The organism is Streptomyces sp. NPDC059003 (assembly GCF_042740445.1).
GTDB lineage: Bacteria > Actinomycetota > Actinomycetes > Streptomycetales > Streptomycetaceae > Streptomyces.
This window is the reverse complement of the sequence record NZ_JBHYJH010000025.1, coordinates 1-15,344: the sequence shown is the minus strand read 5'-3', so window position 1 is coordinate 15,344 and position 15,344 is coordinate 1. Positions and strand designations below refer to the sequence as shown.

At 69.8% G+C, this 15,344-nt stretch carries 16 protein-coding genes; 8 read left to right on the top strand and 8 right to left on the bottom strand.

Going from position 1 to position 15,344, the window contains the following annotated elements; translation table 11 throughout:
- Window positions 1-149 precede the first annotated feature (149 nt).
- From ACFWZ5_RS12595 to ACFWZ5_RS12580, 4 genes are all read right to left on the bottom strand, one after another.
- The gene (locus tag ACFWZ5_RS12595) at window positions 150-557 is read right to left on the bottom strand and encodes a peptidase inhibitor family I36 protein (RefSeq protein WP_384785264.1); all 408 of its coding nucleotides are present in this window, start codon (window positions 555-557) and stop codon (window positions 150-152) included.
- Window positions 558-687: 130 nt separating this feature from the next.
- Window positions 688-1,524, bottom strand: a complete 837-nt coding sequence (locus ACFWZ5_RS12590; RefSeq protein WP_384785261.1) for an alpha/beta fold hydrolase — start codon at window positions 1,522-1,524, stop codon at window positions 688-690.
- Window positions 1,525-1,678: 154 nt separating this feature from the next.
- On the bottom strand, window positions 1,679-2,803 hold the full coding sequence (locus ACFWZ5_RS12585) for an NAD(P)/FAD-dependent oxidoreductase (RefSeq protein WP_384785258.1): 1,125 nt from the start codon (window positions 2,801-2,803) through the stop codon (window positions 1,679-1,681).
- 70 nt (window positions 2,804-2,873) lie between these two features.
- The gene (locus ACFWZ5_RS12580) at window positions 2,874-3,356 is read right to left on the bottom strand and encodes a hypothetical protein (RefSeq protein WP_384785255.1); all 483 of its coding nucleotides are present in this window, start codon (window positions 3,354-3,356) and stop codon (window positions 2,874-2,876) included.
- A 130-nt stretch (window positions 3,357-3,486) separates the two neighbouring features.
- On the opposite strand from ACFWZ5_RS12580, the gene ACFWZ5_RS12575 reads away from it, so the two are divergent.
- Window positions 3,487-3,687: a hypothetical protein gene (locus ACFWZ5_RS12575; protein WP_384785252.1), complete on the top strand. Its 201-nt coding sequence runs from the start codon at window positions 3,487-3,489 to the stop codon at window positions 3,685-3,687.
- Window positions 3,688-3,832: 145 nt separating this feature from the next.
- On the opposite strand, the gene ACFWZ5_RS12570 is transcribed toward ACFWZ5_RS12575, so the two are convergent.
- Window positions 3,833-4,024 carry a hypothetical protein gene (locus ACFWZ5_RS12570; RefSeq protein WP_384785249.1) on the bottom strand — a complete coding sequence of 64 codons (192 nt, stop codon included), beginning with the start codon at window positions 4,022-4,024 and terminating at the stop codon, window positions 3,833-3,835.
- Window positions 4,025-4,421: 397 nt separating this feature from the next.
- On the opposite strand from ACFWZ5_RS12570, the gene ACFWZ5_RS12565 reads away from it, so the two are divergent.
- Window positions 4,422-5,444: a proline racemase family protein gene (locus tag ACFWZ5_RS12565; RefSeq protein ID WP_384785246.1), complete on the top strand. Its 1,023-nt coding sequence runs from the start codon at window positions 4,422-4,424 to the stop codon at window positions 5,442-5,444.
- Window positions 5,445-5,455: 11 nt separating this feature from the next.
- Here ACFWZ5_RS12565 and ACFWZ5_RS12560 read toward each other — a convergent pair whose 3' ends face one another.
- Together ACFWZ5_RS12560 and ACFWZ5_RS12555 are read right to left on the bottom strand one after the other, a co-directional pair.
- Window positions 5,456-5,932 (bottom strand): (2Fe-2S)-binding protein, encoded by a 477-nt coding sequence (locus ACFWZ5_RS12560; RefSeq protein ID WP_384785243.1) that lies wholly within the window; start codon window positions 5,930-5,932, stop codon window positions 5,456-5,458.
- A gap of 15 nt (window positions 5,933-5,947) precedes the next feature.
- Complete coding sequence (locus ACFWZ5_RS12555) at window positions 5,948-8,254, bottom strand: molybdopterin cofactor-binding domain-containing protein (RefSeq protein WP_384785240.1); 2,307 nt, start codon at window positions 8,252-8,254, stop codon at window positions 5,948-5,950.
- A 354-nt stretch (window positions 8,255-8,608) separates the two neighbouring features.
- On the opposite strand from ACFWZ5_RS12555, the gene ACFWZ5_RS12550 reads away from it, so the two are divergent.
- Window positions 8,609-8,767 (top strand): DUF5993 family protein, encoded by a 159-nt coding sequence (locus tag ACFWZ5_RS12550; RefSeq protein ID WP_384785237.1) that lies wholly within the window; start codon window positions 8,609-8,611, stop codon window positions 8,765-8,767.
- On the top strand, window positions 8,767-9,369 hold the full coding sequence (locus ACFWZ5_RS12545) for a disulfide bond formation protein B (RefSeq protein WP_384785235.1): 603 nt from the start codon (window positions 8,767-8,769) through the stop codon (window positions 9,367-9,369). Before ACFWZ5_RS12550 ends, ACFWZ5_RS12545 begins: the two co-directional genes overlap by 1 nt.
- Here ACFWZ5_RS12545 and ACFWZ5_RS12540 read toward each other — a convergent pair.
- Window positions 9,351-9,920 (bottom strand): hypothetical protein, encoded by a 570-nt coding sequence (locus tag ACFWZ5_RS12540; protein ID WP_384785232.1) that lies wholly within the window; start codon window positions 9,918-9,920, stop codon window positions 9,351-9,353. The two genes, ACFWZ5_RS12545 and ACFWZ5_RS12540, sit on opposite strands and share 19 nt — an antisense overlap.
- Before the next feature lie 282 nt (window positions 9,921-10,202).
- On the opposite strand from ACFWZ5_RS12540, the gene ACFWZ5_RS12535 reads away from it, so the two are divergent.
- From ACFWZ5_RS12535 to ACFWZ5_RS12520, 4 genes are all read left to right on the top strand, one after another.
- Window positions 10,203-13,163, top strand: coding sequence for a M14 family zinc carboxypeptidase (locus ACFWZ5_RS12535; protein WP_384785229.1), 2,961 nt, complete (start codon window positions 10,203-10,205; stop codon window positions 13,161-13,163).
- A 169-nt stretch (window positions 13,164-13,332) separates the two neighbouring features.
- The gene (locus ACFWZ5_RS12530) at window positions 13,333-14,901 is read left to right on the top strand and encodes an alpha/beta hydrolase (protein ID WP_384785226.1); all 1,569 of its coding nucleotides are present in this window, start codon (window positions 13,333-13,335) and stop codon (window positions 14,899-14,901) included.
- A gap of 75 nt (window positions 14,902-14,976) precedes the next feature.
- On the top strand, window positions 14,977-15,186 hold the full coding sequence (locus tag ACFWZ5_RS12525) for a helix-turn-helix domain-containing protein (protein WP_384785223.1): 210 nt from the start codon (window positions 14,977-14,979) through the stop codon (window positions 15,184-15,186).
- Window positions 15,186-15,344 (top strand): Clp protease N-terminal domain-containing protein (locus tag ACFWZ5_RS12520; RefSeq protein ID WP_384890700.1); only part of this gene is annotated, 159 nt, incomplete at its 3' end. The genes ACFWZ5_RS12525 and ACFWZ5_RS12520, both read left to right, overlap by 1 nt.

Here is a 15,344-nt window from a genome sequence, read left to right as displayed (position 1 = left end):
CGGGGGCCGTGGGGGGTGGGGGGGGGCGCCTCCCCCCCCCCCGGTGCCGCCCTGTTCCCCGCCGCGCCGGGGGGGGGCCCGGACCGGCCCGCCGCTCGCCCGCCCCCGGCAGTCACGCGTCCTGCTGCCCCACCACGAGGTGGACTCGGTCAGCCGTCCTCGCCGGGCGGCGTGCCGCAACTCATGCCGCCCGGGCCGTCGAACTGCACCGAGCTGAAGAAGTCCTGGTAGGCGGGGAAGAAGTTGCCCTTGCCGGTCGGTCCTGCGGAGGTGGTGGCCACACAGCCGGTGTAGCGCGCGTCGGACCAGAGGTAGATGGTCGAAGAGGTCCGGTTCCAGTCGGACTTGGCCCGGTCGTCCATGCCGAGCGCTGCGAGTTCCGGCGTGTCGCCGCTCAGTTTGACCATGTCACCGGTGCCGTCGAGACCCGAGAACATGCAGTAGTACCCATCAGGGCAGCGGTCGTAGCCATCGGCCGCACGGGCCGTGGAGACCGGCAGCGCGACGCCGGCCGCGGCGACCACCGGCACCAGCAGGGCACGCAGGATGTTCCTCATCTACTCATGCTCCTTGACTCGCTCTTCCAGAACGCCGCCGATTCGAAGCGGCGGATGATCGTCCTCACCAACGAACTCCTGCTGCTGCGGTAACGGCATTGCCGCTCGCGGCACGAGGCCCGCGACCCTGTCACGCGAGCGTGTCGAGGATCCCGGCCACCTCACGAGGGCGTAGCTGGATGCCCATGTGGCAGGTGTCCACGGTGTGGACCTGGAAGGGGTTCTCCGGGGTCAGTGCGTCCGCCTCGGCGATCATCCGGTCCTGCATGGTGAGCGGGATCGCGCGGTCCCGGGAGAAGCGGATGTAGGTGCGGGGGATCCGCCCCCAGGTGTCCGCCCGGCCGCGGGCGTCGGTGGTGAGGACCTGTGCGGAGTCGGCGGGTTCGAGAAGGTTCAGAGCGGCCCGGAACTGCTCGTCGGTCGCTTCGGCCATGAGGTTCTCCTTGGCCGCGAGCAGGAACTGGGGGTCGGCCGAGCGCCAGTTGACCAGGGATGAGGCGACATCCTTGATGCCCAGGGTCTCCAGGTAGTCGGCGACGCTGGGCAGCTCGATGCAGCACCAAGCCGATGCGTACACGATCCGGCTGACCAGATCGGGCACGGCGTTGCCCACGCCGGTGATGGTCGCCCCGCCCCCGCTGGTGCCCGCCAGGACCACCGGCCCGTACTCCGCGACCTGGCGGACCGCTTCCACGACGTGGGCGACGTTGTCCGCCAAGGTCACGTCGGCCAGCGGGGAGGGCTGGGCCGAGAACGCCTCCAGGTCCTGGGGCGCCTGGTAGGAGAGAGGGAAGGGAGCGCCTATGCCGTGGCCCGGCAGATCAACGGCCAGTGCCCGGTGCCCGAGCAGCGCGAGCTGCTGGAGGACTGGCGACCAGGAGCAGGAGTTGCTGTGCATGCCGTGGACAAGGACGAAGGTGGGCCGGCCGTCTCGGCGCGGTGTACTCCCATGGCGCTCTTGATGCACAGGGGGATCCTTCCAGCGGGGTAACGGGACCGATCACTTCACTCTGACTGCGGCCGGGCGGGAGGCCCACCTCGCGGACCATGCCGACACCCTAGGAGGTTGACGCTCGTGGAGCCCCAGATCTCGGCCTCGTCTCGCCATGGCGCGCGGGCTGTTACGAGGGGAACCGATCCGGGCGGAAGTCCGCGAGCAGCTCGTCCCTTTTCCCGCCGAGGATTTCCGAAGCGAGCAGCCGGCCGAGCACCGGCCCGAGCGTGATGCCGCTGTGGGTGACGGCCTCGTAGTAGCCCGGGACGGACGGTACCGCTCCCACCGAGGGGAATCCGTCGGCTGGGATGGGCCTGTTGGCTACTCGTGCCTGTGTGATGTGGCCGTTGCCGATTTCGGGAACGATGTGCCTCGCTGATTCGTGGAGCAGCCGTGCGAGTTGCGCCGGGTCTTCCCCGGTGTCGATGCGTGCGTCGATCTCGCGGCTGTGGAGGACCATCGAAGCGTCCCCGTCAGGACGCATCTCGATGTGAGGTGCGTGCATGGCCCGGTGAACCGGGACCTGACCGCAGCCGATCCGGGCGACGGCGCCGGGTTCTCGGCGCATCGGCAAGTCCCGTGCGACGAGCCCGGCGACGTGGGAGGCGCTGGGGCCCGCCGCGTTCACGACGATGGTGACGTCGAGACGGCTCCCGTCGGACAGCGCAACGGTCCGGATGCTCCCGTCGGTACCGGTGGCGATGTCGCAGACCTCGGTGCCGGACCGGAGTTCCGCGCCGGACGCGACGGCCTGGGCGACCAGGCGGCCGACGAGATGACGTCCGTGCACCCAGGCTTCGTCGGGGTAGAACACGACCGGCGTCTCATCGGGCATCGTGAGAGCGGGTTCGAAGCGGCGGCGCACCTCGGCCCCTGTGTACACCTCGGCCCGGTAGCCCCAGTCGGCCAGCAGTTCGACTGTTTTCAGGAGCGTCGCTTCCGCTGCGGGATCGTCTGTCCAGCGCAGGTGTCCGCTGGGATGCCACCATGGGTCCGGCCCGATGGCCTCGGCCAGCTCGCGGTACGACGCCATGCCCGCGACGTTCAGGTCGAAGTAGGACTTGCGCGCGGTCTTGTTGCTGGCGTTGACCCATGAGAAGGACCAGTTGGTGACGCCTTCGCCCGGCCGGCCCGCGTCGATGAAGACCACCTTGACGCCGTGCCGTGCCAGGTTCCAGCCCACGCTGGCGCCGAGGATGCCCACTCCGATGACAGCAACGCGTTCATGCCGCTGCACGGGCCCGATGCTCATGAACGCCCCCTCCCTAGGTCACGGGCGAACTCCCGTTCCTAGCATGCAAGACCGCACTACAGTCCACCAGTCACAGCACGTCACAGATCACCGGATCTGACACAGCTGAACCGGGCGCGGATATCACCGCTCGGCTCTGAGCTTGAGATGTGACCTCTGCCTGCGGCTGCGGCGCCGGGTGCGAGGTGTCGTGCACACTCTGAGTGTGTCCTCCACCGGATCGCTTGCGGGTGTCGATGAGATACACGCTTATCTCATCGACCAGTTGAACGCTGCTCTGCGCCGTCCCGGCATGTTCTCGCAGCATGACGCGGCCCTGCGGATGCTGATGGATCACCTGCTGTTCGTGGAACGCCAGCCCGAGGCATTGGCCGAAGAGCAGCGCGCCTGGGCGAGTCGAGGGGCCTGGACCAGCACTGGTGTGGCAGGTCTGTTCCAGGAGTTGATGCCCGGAGGCTACGACCAGCATTGCGTCGCCTCGGTCTACGCCGAGTTCGCGCATCGCCGCGGCTGGCTCCAGCCCGATCGCCTTCTGGCGGCTGGCGAGCATCACTCGCTGCGGGCCAGAGTGCGCTCGTGGGCGCAGGCGGATCGCTCGTGGGCAGATGTCATCTCCGAGTTCGGCCCCCCCGTCCATCCTGTGCGGAGGGTCAAGCCCGCTGTACAGCAAGACGCTCGGCTACGTGGGCGAGGACCTCGGCGAGCCCATGGTGTTCTTCCATCTCTGGAATGGCAGCACCCCGGGCCCCGAGTCCGCATGGCCCGAGCGTGAGGAACCTGTTCTGCTTGCTGTCCGCCTCGGAAACGCACCCTTTGACGAAGCCTTCACCTTCACCCCCGAGGGGCAACGAAGGCGTCCCGAACCCGAATCGCTCCGCCACTGAGCGCCCACGAGGTTACAAGACACCAGCAGGACGCGCCTTTACCTTCCAGGTGTTCCCACATCTGCTACCGCTGCGGGACCGCCGCCGATCGAGCCGACGACACCACCCGGACACTCCGGGAGCCCGCGTACCCGCGATCCCCCGTTCAGTTGGACCAGGTGTATCCCTGGACGTGGAAGACCTGGTTCTCGTTGTCGACGGACGCCGCGTTGTTTGCCGTGGTCTGGCGTGCGCCGTCGACGCCCGCCGCGTCGGCCGGAGCGGAAAGCCCGATGATGGCTGCGGCGGAAGCGGCGGCGGTCGCCGCCACGGCCTTCACTGACTTGGCGATCCTCATTCCACTTCCCTCTCTCCCGGATTTCTTCGGCTCGTCGTTCACAGGCTTTTCCCCAGGACCCTCGTCCGCGCCGTTCCTCGGGAAAACGGGACGACATGGGGAAGGGTATGACGGCGAGTTCGTGATGTCTTGAGTAATCAATACTCAAGTCCGTCACGGATGTTGGCCGATGAGCACCGCGAGTGCGGCGGGGTCGGAGACCCTTCCGCCTACTGAGGGAAGCGAGGAGAGTCTCCGCCGCCTCCGTGGCGCGGTCCCATGAACCTCTGCACGGCTTCCCGCTCGTAGGGCTCAGCCCGTACAGCAAGTACAGCAACACGCTCCTGTGCAATGTCACATTGCGATACCGTCCCTCGCGTAACAGCCCTGCCCGCCCTTCCCCGCGAGGTGTCCCGCCGTGACCGCAGTCCGCACCGTCGACTACCACACCGCCGGTGAGCCCTTCCGCATCGTCCACGACGAACTCCCCCCGATCCCCGGCGACACCGTCGCCGACCGCTTCGCCACCGCGGTCGGGGCGGGCGGCGCCCCCACCGCCCCGCGTCGGGGCCCACTGGACGACATCCGCCGACTGCTGGTGCGCGAACCGCGCGGGCACTCCGGCATGTACGGAGGTTTCCTCGTCCCGCCCGACGACGACGGCGCCCATCTCGGCACCCTGTTCTGGCACAAGGACGGCTACTCCACCGCCTGCGGCCACGGAACCATCGCGCTCGGCGCCTGGGCCGTCGCGCACGGCATCGTCGCCGCCCCCGCCGACGGCTCCGCACAGGTCCGCATCGACGTCCCCTCCGGCCGCGTCACCGCCACCGTGCACCGCAGCGGCGGCCGCACCACCGGCGTGACCTTCCGCAACGTGCCCGCACGCATCACCGCCCGCGCCGTCCCGGTCACCACGAGCGCCGGCACGGTCGAAGCGGACCTCGTCCACGCCGGTGCCTGCTACGCGTCCGTGCCCGCGGCCCGGCTCGGACTCACCGTGGACCGCGCCGCGTTGCCCCGCCTCGTCGCCGCGGGCCGGGAGATCCGCTCGGCCCTCGCGGACCACCCGGGCGCCGCGCACCCCGACCGCCCCAGGCTGTCGGGCGTCTACGGCGTCATCTTCCACGAGGACCTGCCCGACACCCCCGACGGCCCGGCCCAGCGCAACGTCACCGTCTTCGCCGACGGCCAGTTCGACCGGTCCCCGTGCGGCTCGGGCACCTCCGCCCGCCTCGCCCTGCTGGCGGAGGACGGCCGTCTCGCGCTCGGCCAGGCGCTGCGCCACGAGTCGATCGTGGGCACGGTGTTCACCGGCCGCGCGGTGTTCCGTACGGCCGAAGGCACCGTCACCGACATCACCGGCACCGCCTACCGCACGGGCGAGCACCGCTTCGTACTCGACCCGCACGACGACCTGCCGGACGGCTTCCTGCCGTAACCCGTAACGCCCTACATGTTCTCGGCGCCTGCCCTGATCGCCTCACGGATGCGGTGGTAGGTGCCGCAGCGGCAGATGTTGCGGATGCCGTCGAGGTCGTCGTCGGTGATCGTGCGGCCCTCCTCCGCGACGCGGCGGACCAGGGCGACGGCGGCCATGATCTGGCCGGGCTGGCAGTAGCCGCACTGGGCCACGTCGTGGTCGAGCCACGCCCGCTGCATCGGGTGCAGCTCCGCGCCCACCGTGGCGGGCAGCCCTTCGATCGTGGTGACCTCGTCCGTCGGCCGCAGGTCCTTGACGGGGATCGCGCAGGGATTGACGGCCTTGCCGTTGAGGTGGCTGGTGCACGCCTTGCAGACGTTGATGCCGCAGCCGTACTTGGGTCCGGTCACGCCGAGGACGTCGCGCAGGACCCACAGGAGTCGGACGTCGTCGGCGATGTTCACGGTGACCTGCTCGCCGTTGAGGCGGAAGGTGTGCTCGGGCACGGGATCTCCAAGGGCTCAACGGCCGTGCTGCAGGCCGTCGGTGGGGGACTGGGGGATGGGCGGGACGGTCGGTTTGGGTACGAAGGAGAGCGTGCCGTGGTTGATCGGGAAGCTGGTGGGCATGGCCCCCGTGGCGCGGCCGTAGGCGCAGGCGACCGCCGCCATCGACGCGGCGACGCCGAGCTCTCCCGCGCCTCCGGGGTCGCCCGTGGTGGACGGCATGACGATCACCTTGAGCTCGGGCGGGGTGTTCCACTGCCGGGTGTAGAAGTAGTTGTCCCAGCTCGCCTCGAGGAAGTACCCGTCGCGCAGGTGCAGGCTGGAGGTGAGGGCCAGCGCGATGCCGTCCATCACGCAGCCCATCATCTGCGCCTCCAGGCCGCGCGGGTTGACGGCGAGACCGACGTCCACGGCGAAGACGGCCTTGGTGACGCGCGGTCCGGTCACGCCGTCGCGGATGGGGCGGTTGACGGTCTCGGGCCGGCAGTCGATCTCCACGAGGACCGCGCTGACGGCGTGGTACTCGGAGTGGAAGGCGATGCCCTGCGCGGTACCGGCCGGCATCGGCCGGCCCCAGTTCCCGGCCTCGGCCGCCTTCTCAAGCACTGCCTGGGCGCGCTTGTCGCGCAGGAAGTCGCGCCGGAACCGGTAGGGGTCCTTGTCCATCTTCGTGGCGAGCTGGTCGACGATGAGCTCGCGGGCGCAGGTGACGTCGGGGGAGTAGACATTGCGCATGCTGCCCGTGTTGAAGCCCTTGTCGGTCTCGCTGAGCAGTCGGTTGCTGGCGCCGAAGTCGTAGGGCATCGACTGGGTGAGGTGGAAGAAGGTCTGGGAGAAGCCGATGTCGCCCACGGGCAGCTTCGCGGCCAGGGCGGTGAAGACCTCGCCGAGACCATGGCTGAAGTCGGTGGACACGCTGGTGTGCCGCTGCTTGTAGCTGAGCACGGTGTTGCCGAGGTAGGAGGCACGCACGCGGGACGTGGCCATGGGGTGGGTGCGCCCTTGACGGGAGTCGTCGGCGCGGTGCCACATGAGTTTGACGGGTTTGCCGACCTTACGGGAGACCTCGACGGCCTCCAGCGCGGCATCGAAGAAGAGCTTGCGCCCGAAGGACCCGCCGCCTTCGGTGACATGCACCTTGACCGCGTGCGGCGGAAGGCCGAGCTTGGCGGCGATGGACTGCTGAGCGACGATCGGTGCCTTCAGGGACGACCAGATCTCGGCGCGGTCGGGCCGTACGTCGGCTATCGCACAGTTGGGTTCCAGCGCGCTGTTGCTGCGGAAGTGGAAGGTGAACCTGCCCTCCACCGCGGGAGTCAGCGGCGGAAGCCCGATCGGCAGCTCGGCGGCTTTCAGCTCCGCGAGCACGGACTCGTCGGACTTGCCCTCCGCGGTGCCCGCCCGCCACGTCACGCGCAGGGCACGTACGGCGTCGATGCACTGGCCGAAGGTCTCCGCGCGCACCGCGACACCGGTGGAGATCACCACGACATCGGTGACGCCCGGCATGGCGCGGACGTCTTCGAGGTTGGCCACCGCCCCCACCTTGCCGTTGAGGGTCGGCGGGCGGCACACCATCGTCGGCTTCGCGTCCGGCACATCCAGGTCGAGGGCGAACTTCTTGCGCCCGGTGACCGCGGCGAGCGCGTCGACACGGCCGCGCGGTGTGCCGATGACGGTGAACTCCCCGCGTGGCTTGAGCTCCGCGGACACCCGCTGTGTCCGTACGCTCGCGGCCTTCTCGGCCAGGTCGCCGATGCCGACGCTGCGGCCCGCGGGACCGGTGATGACACCGGCCTTGAGGGTGAGGTCGGCGACCGCCGCACCGAGCTCGGTCGCGGCAGCCTTCAGGAGGCGGCCCCGGGCGACGGCAGCGGCGACCCGCACGGGTACGTACGTCGAGATGGTGGTGTTGGACGCGCCGGTGAGCTGGTTGAAGACCAGCTCCGGACGGGCGTCGGCCAGTGTGACGTGCACGCGGTCCAGCGGTACGTCCAGTTCCTCGGCGATCAACATGGCCGTCGAGGTGGTGATGCCCTGCCCGACCTCGGCCCGCGGCAGCGCGAAGGACACGGTGCCGTCCCGGTTGACCTCGACCCTGATGAGGTTCGACGTGGGGAGTGCCGCCGCGGTCATCACGTCGTTGAGGTCGACCAACTCCGTGATCTCCGGCGACGGAATCCCGGCCTCGGCCGCCGGTGCCGGACCGAGCTCGGCGGCGGCCACCAGGGTCGGCGCCGCCAGGACGTACCCGAGGAACCGGCGCCGCCCGATGCCCCGCGCACCGGACTCCGGCCGGGCCGGGCGCTCGGGCCCGGTCATCGACGGCGCCCTCGACCCCGTTGGTCCAGCGCCGTCCCGTAACGGGGCAAGCTCGTGATCATCCACCCTCAGCAGCTCCCTCTCGATGGCTCCTGCTCGCACCCCCCGTGTGACGGTCGACGCACACGGCTCGGGAGGGACGGTTCGTCTCGGGGATCTCGATGACGATCTCCTGTCCCTCGGACAAGAAGAGCAGGACAAACTTACGGATGCCGTCGTCCGAGGTCCAGGCCGCTTCCGGCACCAACAGCAGCGGGATCAGGCCTACTCGGAACTCCGGCAATCGGTTGGTTCGTCCGGTCGCGCCGGTATGCCGACCGCACCGGCACGCGTCCCGGTGCTTAGCGTGCGCCCGTGGACACTCTGATCTTCCTGTTGATCGTCGCCGGACTCCTTGCGGTACTCCTGGACAGGCCCCGCCACTGGGTGCTCGGCCTCGTGCTCGCGGGCAACGTGGCGGCGGTGCTGATGTTCCATCACCACGTCAGTGACTCGCTCGGGTACCACTACTGATGGCCGCGCTCCTGAACCGACGCGCCCACGGCGGGGCGCCGCTGAGCAACCGAATCGGCTTCCTCCTCGCCCACCTCTTCGTGCTCGCCTACTGCGGCATCCTTCTGACCAGCCTCGGCTTCCAGATCTTCGACGGTGACATGCCGTGCCCGCTGTGCGTGGTCCAGCGCATGGCGATGCTGCTGTGCGCCGCGGGACCCGCCTACGTCATCGTGCGTTCGCGCGGCGGGGAGATCAGCGCCGTCGACTACATGACGGGCTACGGCCTGGCCGTCGTCGCCGCGCTCGCCGGTCTGCTGATGTCCACCCGACAGGTGATGCTGCACCTGACCGACCCCAAGGGATACGGCCCGGCCGTGTTCGGGCTGCACATGTACACCTGGGCGCTCGTCACGTTCCTCGTCGTCATCGTCTTCTGCGCGCTGAGCTTCGTCTTCGCTCCCCAGCTGATGCCGAGAGGAGCCGCGTACGGCCCCGCCTCCAAGGCGCTCCTCGGCCTGCTGGTCGTCATCGGCGCCGTGATCACCGTCATGACCTTCGCCGAAGAGGGCTTCCACTTCACCCTTCCCGACGACCCGAAGCGCTACGAGCTCTTCTCGTGATCCGGGCCCGCGCCCTGCCAGCGGACGCATCCGCCGTCGGCTCGTACGACGGGCTTGTCGCTGTAGTAGTCCGGCCCGAAGTACACGTCGATGCCGTCGTCGGTCGTCTTGATGCCAGGAAGGCCGTGGCCGGGCTCGCCCTTCTCGCGGGAGGGGACGGCCTGAACTGACAGACCGCGCGCGGTCCACGCCTTGCGCAGGCCCTTCATGGCCTTCAGGTAGGCGTCACGGTCGTGGAACGTCAGATCCCAGCTGTAGAGGGGCTGGTCGCGCGCGGTGGCGGCGTCATCGACGCCGAAGTCGTCCACGCAGGAGGTGCTGTCCTCCTTCTCGGCGGTGTCGTCAAGGGTCGCGCCGGGCAGCGTGCCGGTCAGCCGCGGCGCGGGCGTCAGCTGCCTGATCGCCCGCTTGCCCGCCGCCTTCGTCTCGGTCACCCGGTTCTCGTACTCCGCCGCGGACCGGATGGGCCCTCCCGTCATGGAATCCCAGACCTGGAACGCGGCCACCACGGCCATGACGGCGACGATACCCAGGGCGACGGTGCCTACCATGCAGCCGTTTCCCTGGCGTTGACGGTCCGCCGGGGGCGGCACGCTCGAGGACGAGGGCTCGGGGGACGAAGCGGCGGTGGTGTCAGGCATGGCCCTGATCCAATCCGACCCGCTCCGCCCGCTGACAGCGCTCGGATACTCAGCCGGTCCTGGGTACGTCCGCTCAGCGCCTCTGCCGTGGGCCCGTCCGGGAACCGGTCGCCCGTCATATTGACATGATCATGAAGCGTGACGAGCCTGGCGTTCGCGCACGAACGTGCCGGACAACTGCAAGGGGGGCTCATGCGACGAAGAACCCGCGCGAGAACGATCCTCGCCGCCAGCGCGCTGCTCGTCGGCGGCCTTGTCGCCGCACCGCACGCCCAGGCGAGCGGCCCGGCGAAGGCCACGGCCGACGACGATCCGGCGGCCGTGAAGGTCTACCGGGCCGACGTCACCAAGAAGCAGATACCGACCCTGCTCAAGGCGGGCCAGGACGGGCACGAACTCGCCGGACAGGTGCCCGATCGCGGCACCGGCCGCGTCGAGCTGTATCTGACCGAAGCCCAGGCGAAGGCCATCGAACGCCAAGGCATCGACCTCACCGAGCACACGATCTCCGCGGCCGCCGCGAAGCGGGTCGAGGCCGCGGGAGACGGTGTCTTCCGGCCCTACAGCGGCAAGGGCGGACTCCAGGAGGAGATCGTCAGGACCGCACAGGCCCACCCCGGCCTCACCAAGGTCGTCTCGATCGGCAAGACCCTCAAGGGCAAGGACATCCTCGCGCTGAAGCTCTCCAAGGGCGCGGCGAAGTCCAAGGACGGCTCCAAGCCCGCCACGCTCTACATGTCCAACCAGCACGCGCGCGAGTGGATCACCCCCGAGATGACCCGCCGCCTGATGCACCACTACCTCGACAACTACGGCAAGGACAAGCGCATCACCAAGCTCGTGAACTCCACCGAGCTGTGGTTCGTGCTCTCCGCCAACCCCGACGGCTACGACTTCACGCACGCCGCCGACGGCGACCGCCAGTGGCGCAAGAACCTCCGTGACGTCGACGGTGACGGCAGGATCACCGCGGGCGACGGCGTCGACCTCAACCGCAACTTCGCCTACAAATGGGGCTACGACAACGAGGGTTCGTCCCCGAGCCCGTCCTCGGAGACCTACCGCGGCACCGGCCCCGTCTCCGAACCCGAGACGAAGGCGATCGACCGCTTCCAGAAGCGCATCGGCTTCACGTACGCGGTCAACTACCACTCGGCGGCGGAACTGATCCTCTACGGAGTGGGCTGGCAGGTCGCCACCCCCACCCCCGACGACGTGCTCTACAAGGCCCTGGCCGGCACCCCCGACAAGCCCGCGGTCCCCGGCTACCACCCGCAGGTCTCCTCCGAGCTCTACACCACCAACGGCGAGGCCGACGGCCACGGGGGCAACGTCAACGGCATCGCGATGTTCACGCCGGAGATGTCCACCTGCCAGACCGTCTCCGACCTCGACCCCAACGACGCCTGGAAGGCGCAGGACTGTGCGTCCGTCTTCACCTTCCCCGACGACGAGAAGCTGATCCAGCAGGAGTTCGCGAAGAACGTGCCCTTCGCGCTCGCCGTCGCCGAGACGGCGCTGCACCCCGACCGGCCGGTCTCCGTCAGCGGCATCGACGCCCCGGACTTCACGCCCGACTCCTTCACCACGTCGTACGCGCGCGGCACCGGCCAGGAAGTCGCCGTCACCGCCCGCAAGTCGGTGCGCGACAAGGAGCTCCGCTACCGCGTCAACGGCGGCCGCACGCACACCGAGGACCTCTCGCGGTGGAAGGGCGGCGAGACCTACGGCGGCGACGACAACCTGTACTTCGACCAGTACCGCGCCGAGGTCGAGGGCGCACGCGCGGGCGACAAGGTCGAGGTGTGGTTCACCGGCCGCACCAAGAAGGGCCGCACCGAGAGCAAGCACTTCACGTACACCGTCGCCGAACGCCCCCGGGCGAACACGCTCGTCGTCGCCGAGGAAGGCGCGAGCGCCGCACAGACCCAGAAGTACGTCGACGCCGTCAAGGCAAGCGGCCGCACCGCCGCCGTCTGGGACGTCGCCACACAGGGCACCCCGCACCCCCTGGGCGTCCTGTCGCACTTCCGCACGGTCGTGCACTACACCGGCGACCCCGTGCCCGGCGCGCCCACCCAACTGGCCCTGCGCGCCTACCTCAACGAAGGCGGCAAGCTGATCGAGTCCGGTGAGCGGGCCGGCGGCACCGTCGACCTCGGCACCGCGCTCACCGACGACTTCGCGCAGTACTACCTGGGCGCGTACGACCGCGTCCCCGCGCCCGGTGCCCAGCGCTTCACCGGCAGCGGTGCGCTCAGCGGGTCCGGCAGCCCCCTCGCGGCCGCCGACGGCAACCCGCTCGACAAGGCGGGCCGCTTCACCGTCACCTCCGACAACCTGCCCGCCAAGGAGTTCCCACAGTTCAAGAGCGCGGCAGCGGGCGCCTACCCCGGCCTGTCCAACCCCTACGCGCCGTTCGCCGGCCAGGGCATGGCCTCCGCGACCCACTCCGACCGGGACTACAAGCGGCTCACCCGCACCCTCGACCTCACCGGTGTCACGGCCGCCGACAAGCCCGAGCTGCGCCTCGCGCTGAACTGGAACCTGGAGTCCGGCTTCGACCACGGCCTGCTCGAAGCACACACGGTGGGCGCCGACGACTGGACCACGCTGCCCGACCGCAACGGCGCTTCCTCCACCGCCGTGCCCGCCCGGTGCACGGCCGGGTTCCTCCTCAACGCCCACCCGTTCCTGCGCCACTACCTGACGCGTGAGGCGGCGCGCTGCACGGCCACCGGCAGCAGCGGTTCCTGGAACACCTTCACCGGCTCCTCCGGCGGCTGGAAGCAGGTCGCCTTCGACCTCGGCGCCTACGCGGGCAAGAAGGTCGAGGTGTCGCTCAGCTCGGTCACCGACTCCTCCGACGGCGGGCGCGGCCTGTTCGCCGACAACGCCCAGCTCGTCGTCGGCGGCACCGCGACCGAGACCGAGGGCTTCGAGACGTCGCTCGGCTCCTGGGCCGTCGCCCCGCCCCCGCCCGGGAGCGTCACCATCGCGGGCGACTGGGCGCGGACCGGCGAGCTCTACCGGCCCTACGCCGCGATCACGACACGGGACAGCGTGCTGCTCGGCTTCGGATTCGAGCACGTGCCAGGCAGCGCCGACAGGGCCGCCCTGATGCGCGCCGCCCTGGACCAGCTGCACACCTGACACAAAACGCAGGACGTCGGCCCCCAGGACCCCGCTGTGGACCTGGGGGCCGACACCGTCGTGCGGGGGTAGGGGACCGGTGTCGATGCGAACCACGCCCTGGGTAGAGTAAAAGCCGACTTTACTCACGATTTACTCTCACATGACCGTTATCGGCAGGAGACAGAGAATGCCCCACCTCATACGCGCGCGTCGCACCGCAGTGCTGGCCGCCGCCTCGCTGCTCGCGATCCCCGCCCTCGCCGCCTGCAGCGGCGGGTCCGACGATGAGGGCAAGGGCGAGCGCAAGGCAACCGCGACACCGCCCGCGGCCGGGAAGTCCGCGCTGCCCGCCGCCCTCACCGGCCAGCGCCTCTCCTGGAGCTCCTGCCCCGCGCCGTCTCCCGCCCAGGGCACCGCCGAAGCCCCCGGCAAGGGGTGGGAGTGCGCCACCATGAAGGCGCCCCTGGACTACGCCGAGCCCAAGGGCAAGTCCGTCGACGTGGCCCTCATCCGCAAGAAGGCCACCGACCCGGAGAAGCGCATCGGCTCCCTGGTCTACAACTTCGGCGGCCCGGGCGCCTCCGGCGTGGCCACGCTCCCGCAGGCCGCCGAGGACTACACCAAGCTCAACGCCGCGTACGACCTGGTCAGCTTCGACCCGCGCGGCGTCGGCAACACCACGGCCGTCAAGTGCCTGGACGACAAGACGCTCGACACCGACCCGGGCAGCGGCGACGCACTCAAGGACGTCAAGCGGTTCACGCGGGCCTGCGAGAAGAACTCCGCCAAGGTGCTCCCGCACGTCGGCACCGCCACCACCGCCCGCGACCTGGACCTGATGCGCCAGGTGCTCGGCGACAAGAAGCTGAACTACTTCGGCATCTCGTACGGCACCGAACTCGGCGGCGTCTACGCGCACCTGTTCCCCAAGAACGTGGGACGCACCGTGTTCGACGCGGTCGTCGACCCGAGCCGGGACCAGGTGCGGCAGGGCGTCGCCCAGGCCAAGGCCTTCCAGAAGGCGCTGGACTCGGCCATGGCCTACTGCGTGAAGGAGTACGCGGAGAACTGCCCGACCGGCAAGGACTCCGCCGAGGGCAACCGGCGGATCAACGCCATGCTGGCGAAGCTCAAGAAGAAGCCCGCGCCCACCGACAGCGGCCGCAAGCTCACCGAGGACCTCGCCCTGACCGCCATCGGGGCCACGCTGTACGCGGGCGAGGAGGGCTGGGACGCCCTGGCGCAGAGCCTGGGCGAGACCATGCAGGAGGGCACCGGCAACAACCTGCTGATGCTCGCCGACTCCTACAACGGCCGTGACGACAAGGGCCGTTACAGCAACATGCACGCCGCGAACGCCGCGATCACCTGCGCCGACACGCGCAGCCGCCACACCCGGGCGGACGTCGACGCGAACCGGTCCGCGTTCGAGAAGGCCTCGCCGGTCTTCGGCCCGTCACAGGTGGAGGGCCTGCTCGGCTGCTCGGAGTGGCCGGTGCGCGGCCAGGCGGACAAGCCCGAGGTGTCCGCTCCCGGCGCCGCCCCGATCGTGGTCGTCGGCAACACCGGGGACCCGGCCACGCCCGTCGAGGGCGCCAAGCGGATGGCGCAGCAGCTGGGCAAGGGCGTGGGCATCACGCTGACGGTGGACGGCGAGGGCCACGGCACGTACGGCGAGAACAAGTGCGCCACCAAGGCGATCGACGCGTTCCTGATCGACGGCAAGGCCCCGGCGGACGGGGCCGTCTGCAAGTAGCCGCACCGGCGGAACGCCTTCCGCGCTTGTCAACCAGGGTTGACGCACCCGCCGCTGTCAACGTACGTTGACAATATGACCGACGCAACGGATCTCGCGGAACGGGCCGGGGATCGAGACCCACGCATCGGGCTGCGAGCGGTCGCCGCGCTGCGGCGGCTGCTCGAACAGCTCGAGGCCGTCCAGGTGCGCAGCGCCCGCAACCAGGGCTGGTCGTGGCAGGAGATCGCCGCCGAGCTCGGCGTCAGCAGGCAGGCCGTGCACAAGAAGTACGGGAGGCAGTGATGTTTGAACGGTTCACGCAAGGGGCCAGGGACGCGGTGGAGGGAGCGGTCGCGCACTCCGAGCGCGCCGGTGCCGCCACCGTCACCGACGAGCATCTGCTGCTCGCCCTCCTCGACGCCGAGGGCACGAAGGCCGCCTTCGTCCTCGACGCTCTCGGG

Coding starts and splice junctions, on each gene's coding strand:
- ACFWZ5_RS12530 (WP_384785226.1), top strand. CDS start 13,333: ATGCCCCACCTCATACGCGCGCGTCGCACCGCAGTGCTGGCCGCCGCC.
- ACFWZ5_RS12525 (WP_384785223.1), top strand. CDS start 14,977: ATGACCGACGCAACGGATCTCGCGGAACGGGCCGGGGATCGAGACCCA.
- ACFWZ5_RS12585 (WP_384785258.1), bottom strand. CDS start 2,803: ATGAGCATCGGGCCCGTGCAGCGGCATGAACGCGTTGCTGTCATCGGA.
- ACFWZ5_RS12540 (WP_384785232.1), bottom strand. CDS start 9,920: ATGGTAGGCACCGTCGCCCTGGGTATCGTCGCCGTCATGGCCGTGGTG.
- ACFWZ5_RS12545 (WP_384785235.1), top strand. CDS start 8,767: ATGGCCGCGCTCCTGAACCGACGCGCCCACGGCGGGGCGCCGCTGAGC.
- ACFWZ5_RS12555 (WP_384785240.1), bottom strand. CDS start 8,254: ATGACCGGGCCCGAGCGCCCGGCCCGGCCGGAGTCCGGTGCGCGGGGC.
- ACFWZ5_RS12535 (WP_384785229.1), top strand. CDS start 10,203: ATGCGACGAAGAACCCGCGCGAGAACGATCCTCGCCGCCAGCGCGCTG.
- ACFWZ5_RS12570 (WP_384785249.1), bottom strand. CDS start 4,024: ATGAGGATCGCCAAGTCAGTGAAGGCCGTGGCGGCGACCGCCGCCGCT.
- ACFWZ5_RS12595 (WP_384785264.1), bottom strand. CDS start 557: ATGAGGAACATCCTGCGTGCCCTGCTGGTGCCGGTGGTCGCCGCGGCC.